Below are 7,112 nucleotides of genomic sequence, written 5' to 3'. Positions count from 1 at the left end.
AAGACAGCCAGGCCCAGGCCGAAGTCGATCTGTATCGCGGCATCGTCGCGATCTACAAGGCCCTCGGTGGCGGCTGGCAACCGGAGACGGTAGCCAGCAAGTAAACGATTGTTAAAGAGCTCCTTTGGTTGGCCGCAACCAACCAATTTTTTGCCCCGCGTATCATTCGGTCGCGGGGCTTTTTTGTGCCTGTCTTTCAGTCAGTGAAACTTTGTGGGAGCACGCCTGCTCGCTCCCACAAGGGTCAGTGGTTTTCTTGAGGCTTTGGGTTTTCCAGGACGGTAACGGTGGCCGTAGTGCCCGCGCGAAGCCGGTTCTTGCCGGCATAGTCGCCGTCAATGTCGATCCGTACCGGTACTCGTTGCGCCAGTTTCACCCAAGTGTAACTCGGGTTGATGTTGGCCAGCAGCCGGCTGCCCGGGGCGTTCTCCCGGTCGGCAATGGCGAAGGCGATGCTTTGCACCGTGCCACCGAAGGTTTCTCCGCTCATCAACTGAATGCGCACCCGGTCACCTTCGCCGATACGCGGCAGCTTGGTTTCTTCGAAGTAACCGCTGACATAGAAGCTATCGCTATCAACCAGGGCCAACAGCGCTCCGCCGGCCACCGCGTAGTCGCCTTGTCGGGTCAGCAGATTGGTGACATAGCCGCTGACCGGAGACTCGACGCGAGTGCGCTGCAAGTCCAGCTCCGCCTGGGTCTGTGCAGCAATCGCCAACTGCACATTGGCCTGCGCCAGCCCGAGGTTGGCCTGGTTACGCAACAGGTCGGCCTGCGCCACCGCCACATCAGTGCTGGATTTCTCCCACTCCTCACCAGAGATCGCAAACCCCTGTTTCAGCATACGCCGCCGACGTTCTTCGCTCTGGCGCTGCTTGAGCAGCGCTTCACTGGCGACGATCGTGGCCTGGGATTGCCCCAGCGTTGCCTTCGCCACTTCAACGGAGCGCCGCGCATGCTCGACTGCCAGGCGGTAACGCGCGGGGTCGATTTCCATCAGCAACTGGCCTTTGTCGACATGCTGATTGTCCTGCACCGCCAGACTGACGATGCGCCCCGATACATCCGCCGACAAGGTCACCACATCCGCCCTCACCCGGGCGTCCCGGGTCCACGGCGCACGGGTGTAATGCTCCCAGGCAAACCAGCCGAGCACAATCGCCAGCATGACGACCGCCAAGGTCATCAATCGCGTCACTAACACTTTCAAAGCATCAGGCTCCCATCAACAGAATCAGCGTGGCACAGACGCAGGCATACAAAGCGCCTTCGAACAGCGCCTCATGCCAGACCAGTCGCAAGACCCCCAGCCGTCGCAGGCCCCAGTCAAGCACCATGAAGACCGGAATGGCCAGCAACAGGGCCTGGGCAATGGGCGGCAGGTAAACGCCGCCAATTTCGAAATCAATGGGCAAGGGCCGGCCCTCCTTCCGGGACGGTGCGCTGCAGCTGATCGCCGTGGCGCTTGAGGAATGACACAACAATCAACAGGGCCACGCGCATGCGAAACACCGACCACAGGTGTTCATGACTGGCAATGTGCAGATCATCCAGCTCATCGCCCAGCGCATGCAATTCGGTGAGCGGCGCTTGCCGGACATCCGGGCGACCGGCAACAAAGCGCCCGGTATGGCGCAACGCCGAGGACAGGCGCTGATTGAACGCATCGGAGAGCAACCCATTGTTCTGCGCTTGCTGGCGCAGTTGATGCATCGCCACTCCCAGCGCGATGCACGCCAGGCTGATTTCATACCGTTGCTGCATGTCACGGTCGTTCACGGCCGGCAACAGGCCCAGCATGCTGGTCAAACGGTCGACCATGCGACTTTCGAAAGCAAACTGCTCCGCATCCGTGGGGGGCACTTTCGTCAACTGGTACACCTGCTCACGTGCTTCGTTGTACAAACGGCGAAGACGCCAGGCCGGACGGAACGGAAAAATCCACGCGTAGACGAGCAGCGCAAGCATGGCCGCGCTGACATAGGCGCCCGCGAATTCGAACCATTGAATCGCCGTATTCTGCCCGGTGCCGACATTCTGCGGGCCAAGCATCAGAAAACTCGACAGCCCCAGCCCCATGCCGATCCCCGCCGTCGCCGGGCTCGAGAGGCCGACCGCGATTACATACAGCAGCGGTGCCAGCAACAACGCCAACAGTTCGAAATCACTGATCGCCGGTACCAGCATGAATTGATAGAGCGCGGAAACCAGCAGCGCCAGGCCCAGGCCACGGGCATAGCTTTGCGCCGCCATCAGCGGGCGAGGAAACGTGGCCATCAGCGAGCACAGGATGCCCACCAGAATCATTCCGCCCCGCGCACCATCCCAGGCGGTTTCGATCCAGATCAGCCCGGCGACCAGCAACGCGGTAAAGGCGCGGACAGCGTTCATCGTCGCCAGGGTGAAATCCAGATGCAGCGGGCTGGCCTGACCGCGATGAAGGCAACTGGCCTCGCGCCCGTCCTGAATCGCATCGCTCAACTCAAGTATCTGCTCCAGTTGCTGCAACAGCCGCGCCTGTTCCCAGCGCAAGGCCCATGCCAGGGAACGCAGGGTCGCGCTCATGTCTTCGGTGAGTTGTTCCGCCTCGTAGGCCAGCGCTTCGAACTGTTGCTGTAGCGTCACGAAGGCATGCCGCCGTTCAGCGGGCAGCGATCGGCCCTGCTCCGCCAACTGATCGAACAGCGCCAGTTCTTCACCACGCAGGCGCTGGACCTCAAGCGGCAACTCACCCTCCCAGCGCTCGGTCAGCAGTTCTCGCTGATGGCGCAACGCGGTCAACCGGGATGTCAGCAACATCAGCTGATTGCCCAACAGCAGCACCAGATTGTTGGCACTGCGCAACCGTGGCGCGTCGAAATACAGGTGCCGACGCAAGCCCTCGAGGGCGCTGATTTCACCAAGCAACTGCATTTGTCGGCGCTGGAACTCGGCGTCGCTTTCTTCGGTACGCAACACGGCAGCGGCGTGGCTGGCAGCGAGCTTGATGACCTGATCGACTTTGGCAAAATACCCCTTGGCCACCGCCTCCGGCCGCGCGGTCAACAAACTCACCACGCACACACACGCCACAGCCAGCAGGGTTTCGGTGACACGTGTGACGGCCAGCAAAAAGGTGCCGTCCTGATCCGGAATCGCCAGCAATGCCACCACCACAGCGGTGTAGCCACTGAGTACAAACGCCTGAGAGCTGGTGTAACGCAACAGCGTACCGCCCGCCGTGCACAGCGCCAGCCAAAGCGCCAGCGTGGCAATGAACGGCAATGGCGCCTGCGGAAAAATCGCCATGATCAGCACCGCCACCGCAGCGCCCAGCGTTGTCCCGATCACTTGGCCAAAGCTGCGCGCCAGCGCCATTCCGGCCAGGGGCTGACTGACGATCACTACCGCCATGATCGACCACTTCGGTTGGTCCAGATCAAACAGAAACGCCAGGTAAAGCGTCAGCAGGCCGGCGGCGATGGTGCGCAACGCGAACAGCAGAACTGCCTGGCTGGGGTGAATGACCGCTTTGAAGTAAGTGAACAGCGCTTGCATGGGCACACTCGTAAAGTAACTCCTGCTAGCGTAGACACTGCCATGAAAGCGTGACGGTTCACAGAGTCGACGCAACCTGTAGGGCGATTCGCAGGTATGGGTTTGACTCATGACGCTCGCTGACCGAAGCTTGCCGTTCTGCCAAAAAAACGCCAGTTCACGGAAACCTGCATGTCTTCATCGCGCCGCTATCTGTTAATCAGCCTTGCCCTTGTGCTTGTTGTCGTCGTGGCGTGGCTGTCTTTGCGCAGCACGGCCCCGGTCGTTCCGGAAGCCATCCGGCGTGGCTACAGCGAAGCGCTGAGCGCTGCCCGCACCGGTCAGCCGGGGGCTGCACGTCAGCTGTATCAGCAATTGGGTCGACCGGATCTGTCGATCAAACGCCGCGTCTGGCTGCACGCCGAATTGCCTAACTATCCGAGCCCGCAGGCCTTGAAACTGGCTGACGCCGACCTGCAAAACGAAGCCCCGGAGGTGCGGCTGGCGGCGATCCACAGCGTGGTCGGTCTGGTGCCTGGCGGGCAGCGCAGCCTGTTGCTGGGGCCGATGCTCGACGATCAAGACCAGACCGTTCGCTTTGCCGCCATCAATGCCCTGCTCGGCCTGACGCCGGATGAACTGGGGTTGTATTTCGCGCCGTTGCAGCAGGCGATTGACGGTTGGGAGCAGGCGCTCAAGGCGCAACCGGAAAGCGCCGCCACCTACGCTCAACTGGCGCGCCTCTACCTGCATAACGCTGAACTCAAAGAAGCCCAGGTCGCACTGGACAATACTCTGCGTCTGGAGCCCGGCAACCTGCAGGCTCTGGTCATGCAGATCGACGTGCTCGACCGCCAGGGTCAGAGCGACGCCGCCCGGCAACTGCTCGCGCAGCAACTGAAAGCTCAGCCCGACTCCGCGTATCTGCAACATGCCCTCGGGCTGTGGCTGTTGCACCACGGCCAACGCGAATATGCCCTGCTCGGCCTGTCCAAAGCGGTCGAGCTCGAACCCGACAACAAGGATTATCGCTATGACCTCGCTACCACGCTGCACAGCGCGGAGGAGCTGGAAGCGGCGCAGAAGCAGTTGCAGGAAATCGTCCAGCGGCACCCGGCCGATCGCAAAGCGCGAGTGCTGCTGATCAGTTACTGGAAAGAAAGCGGACAGCTGCAGAATGTGCAGATTCTGCAGGCGCAGCTGGAACAGTTGAATCCGGATGATCCGGCGTTGCAACAAGGGCTCTGAACACGATCGACAGATCGCAGCCTGCCGGGGGTTTCAGCACACATCCTCAAGGCTCTCGAAATAAAAATCGGAACTGCCATCCCTGACGAGGGTCAAGTATTTCAGGCGACCGCTTTCAAGAAAGCGCCTCGCCTCCCCTAGTCATGAGAGGGCATTTTTTGTCTACATCTAACGCGTTGATCAGTGCAAAAGCCGCTACCGGCATCGAGGGTCTGGATGACATCCTGGCCGGTGGCCTGTCTCGCGGACATGTGTTTTTGCTCGAAGGTGAACCGGGAACCGGCAAAACCACCGTCGCTTTGCATTTTCTCCTGGCCGGCGCCAGCGCTGGCGAACGCTGTTTGTACATCACGCTGTCGGAAACCGAGCGTGAGTTGCGCCAGGGTGCGCTGTCCCACGGCTGGGAGCTCAATGAGAACATCGAAATCTTCGAGCTGACGCCGCCGGAAAGCCTGCTCAATGCCGAGCATCAACAGAGTCTGCTGTACTCCTCCGACCTGGAACTGGGCGAAGCGACCAAGCAGATTTTCGAAGTGGTCGAGCGTTTCAAACCAACTCGCGTGGTGCTCGACAGTCTGTCGGAAATTCGCCTGCTGGCGCAAAGCTCCTTGCGCTACCGCCGACAGATTCTGGCGATCAAGCACTACTTCGTGCGCTACGACGCCACCGTTCTGCTGCTCGACGACCTGACCACCGAATCCCTCGACAAAACCGTGCACAGCGTGGCCCACGGTGTGATTCGCCTTGAAGAATTGACACCCAACTACGGCGCCGAACGTCGACGCATACGGGTGATCAAGTATCGCGGGCAAAAATACCGTGGGGGCTTTCATGACTTCACCATCATGGGCGACGGCGTGCATGTCTTCCCGCGCCTGGTGGCCGCTGAACATCGAAGTGAGTACCCGCGCCTGCAATTGACCAGCGGCATCAAGGAGATGGATTCCTTGCTCGGTGGTGGTGTCGAAGCCGGCTCCAGCACCTTGATCCTCGGCCCGGCCGGTACCGGTAAATCGCTGATCTCGATGATCTTCGCCGCAGCGGCCGTGGGCCGGGGCGAGAAAGCAGCCCTGTTTATTTTTGATGAAGAGCTGGGCCTGCTGTTCGAGCGCATGCGCAATATCGGCATCGACCTCAAGGCCCTGCAGGCCACCGGTAATCTGCTGATCGAGCAAGTCGATGCCGCCGAACTGTCGCCGGGCGAGTTTTCGCACCGGGTGCGGCGTTGCGTCGATGAGCGCGACATCAAAACCGTGGTGATTGACAGTATCAACGGCTATCAGGCCGCCATGCCCGAAGAGAACGCGCTGGTGCTGCACATGCACGAGTTGCTGCTGTACCTGAACCGCAAGGGTGCAGCGACCTTCATGACTGTTGCCCAGCATGGCCTGGTGGGCGACATGCAGGCCCCGGTCGACATCACTTACCTGGCCGACACGGTGATCCTGCTGCGCTACTTCGAAGCCATCGGCAAAGTCCGCCGGGCGATTTCCATCATCAAGAAACGTACCGGCAGCCATGAGTCGACCATCCGCGAATACCGGATTTCCTCTCAGGGCATGACCATCGGCGAACCGCTTGATGCCTTCCAGGGCGTGCTGCGCGGAGTGCCCACCTATCTTGGCGCGAGCAACCCGCTGCTGCAGGAAGAAATATTGTGACGGTGTCGGTACCGCTGGCCGAACGCGCGCTAATCCTGGCGCCCATGGGTCGCGACAGCCAGGTTGCCCTGATGATCCTCAACGAAGCGGGCTTCGACGGCCAGATCACACCGGATCTGGGTGCGTTATGCGAGCAACTGGAGCCCGGCGCCGGGCTGCTGCTGATCGCCGCCGAAGCGTTGCGTGGCCCGGATCTTGAGGCGTTATTTGATTACCTTGAACAGCAACCGGCATGGTCGGACATGCCGATCGTGCTGCTGACCCATCATGGCGGCCAGGAACAGGGCCCGTCTTCGCGCCTGAGTGATCAACTGGGTAACGTCACGTTCCTTGAACGGCCGTTTCATCCGGCGACGCTGGTCAGTATGGTCTCGGCGGCCCTGCGCGGACGCCGACGACAGTACGAGGCACGTGACCGCCTGATCGACCTGAGTGAAAGTGAACGGCGCCTGCAATCGACGCTGGAGACTCTCGAACAACAAGTCGAGGAACGCACCGCGCAACTGCGGCACAACGAAGAAGCCTTGCGGCAGTCGCAGAAAATGGAAGCGGTCGGCCAGCTCACCGGCGGTATCGCCCACGACTTCAACAATATGCTCACCGGGATCATCGGCAGTCTCGAACTGCTGCGTCGGCGTCTGGCCCGTGGGCGCACGGATGACCTCGACAGCCTGATCGACCTGGGCG

General features: G+C 61.0%; 5 protein-coding genes and 1 pseudogene. 3 read left to right on the top strand and 3 right to left on the bottom strand.

Translation table 11 applies throughout. From position 1 onward, the window contains the following. Window positions 1-244: 244 nt before the first annotated feature. The 3 genes from DBR24_RS29755 to DBR24_RS29745 are packed head-to-tail and all read right to left on the bottom strand — an operon-like array spanning window position 245 to window position 3,537. Complete coding sequence (locus tag DBR24_RS29755) at window positions 245-1,186, bottom strand: biotin/lipoyl-binding protein (protein WP_371921382.1); 942 nt, start codon at window positions 1,184-1,186, stop codon at window positions 245-247. Window positions 1,187-1,214: 28 nt separating this feature from the next. Continuing rightward, window positions 1,215-1,415 carry a DUF1656 domain-containing protein gene (locus DBR24_RS29750; protein WP_123468531.1) on the bottom strand — a complete coding sequence of 67 codons (201 nt, stop codon included), beginning with the start codon at window positions 1,413-1,415 and terminating at the stop codon, window positions 1,215-1,217. Then, window positions 1,405-3,537, bottom strand: a complete 2,133-nt coding sequence (locus DBR24_RS29745) for an FUSC family protein (RefSeq protein WP_128616484.1) — start codon at window positions 3,535-3,537, stop codon at window positions 1,405-1,407. The genes DBR24_RS29750 and DBR24_RS29745 overlap by 11 nt, the downstream gene beginning before the upstream one ends. A 171-nt stretch (window positions 3,538-3,708) precedes the next feature. Here DBR24_RS29745 and DBR24_RS29740 point away from each other — a divergent pair, with 171 nt between their 5' ends. The 3 genes and pseudogenes from DBR24_RS29740 to DBR24_RS29730 all read left to right on the top strand — a co-directional run. After that, a complete protein-coding gene (locus DBR24_RS29740; RefSeq protein WP_123468527.1) occupies window positions 3,709-4,764 on the top strand; it encodes a tetratricopeptide repeat protein in 1,056 nt (351 codons plus the stop codon). 158 nt (window positions 4,765-4,922) lie between these two features. Further along, window positions 4,923-6,425 (top strand): ATPase domain-containing protein, encoded by a 1,503-nt coding sequence (locus tag DBR24_RS29735; RefSeq protein ID WP_123468524.1) that lies wholly within the window; start codon window positions 4,923-4,925, stop codon window positions 6,423-6,425. Continuing rightward, window positions 6,422-7,112, top strand: a pseudogene (locus DBR24_RS29730) (hybrid sensor histidine kinase/response regulator); the annotation flags it as partial. The gene DBR24_RS29735 and the pseudogene DBR24_RS29730, both read left to right, overlap by 4 nt.

It is taken from the genome of Pseudomonas sp. HMWF006 (assembly GCF_003061205.1).
GTDB classification, from domain to species: Bacteria; Pseudomonadota; Gammaproteobacteria; order Pseudomonadales; family Pseudomonadaceae; genus Aquipseudomonas; species Aquipseudomonas monsensis.
The sequence above is the reverse complement of the archived record's forward strand: the minus strand, read 5'-3'. Positions and strand labels throughout refer to the sequence as shown.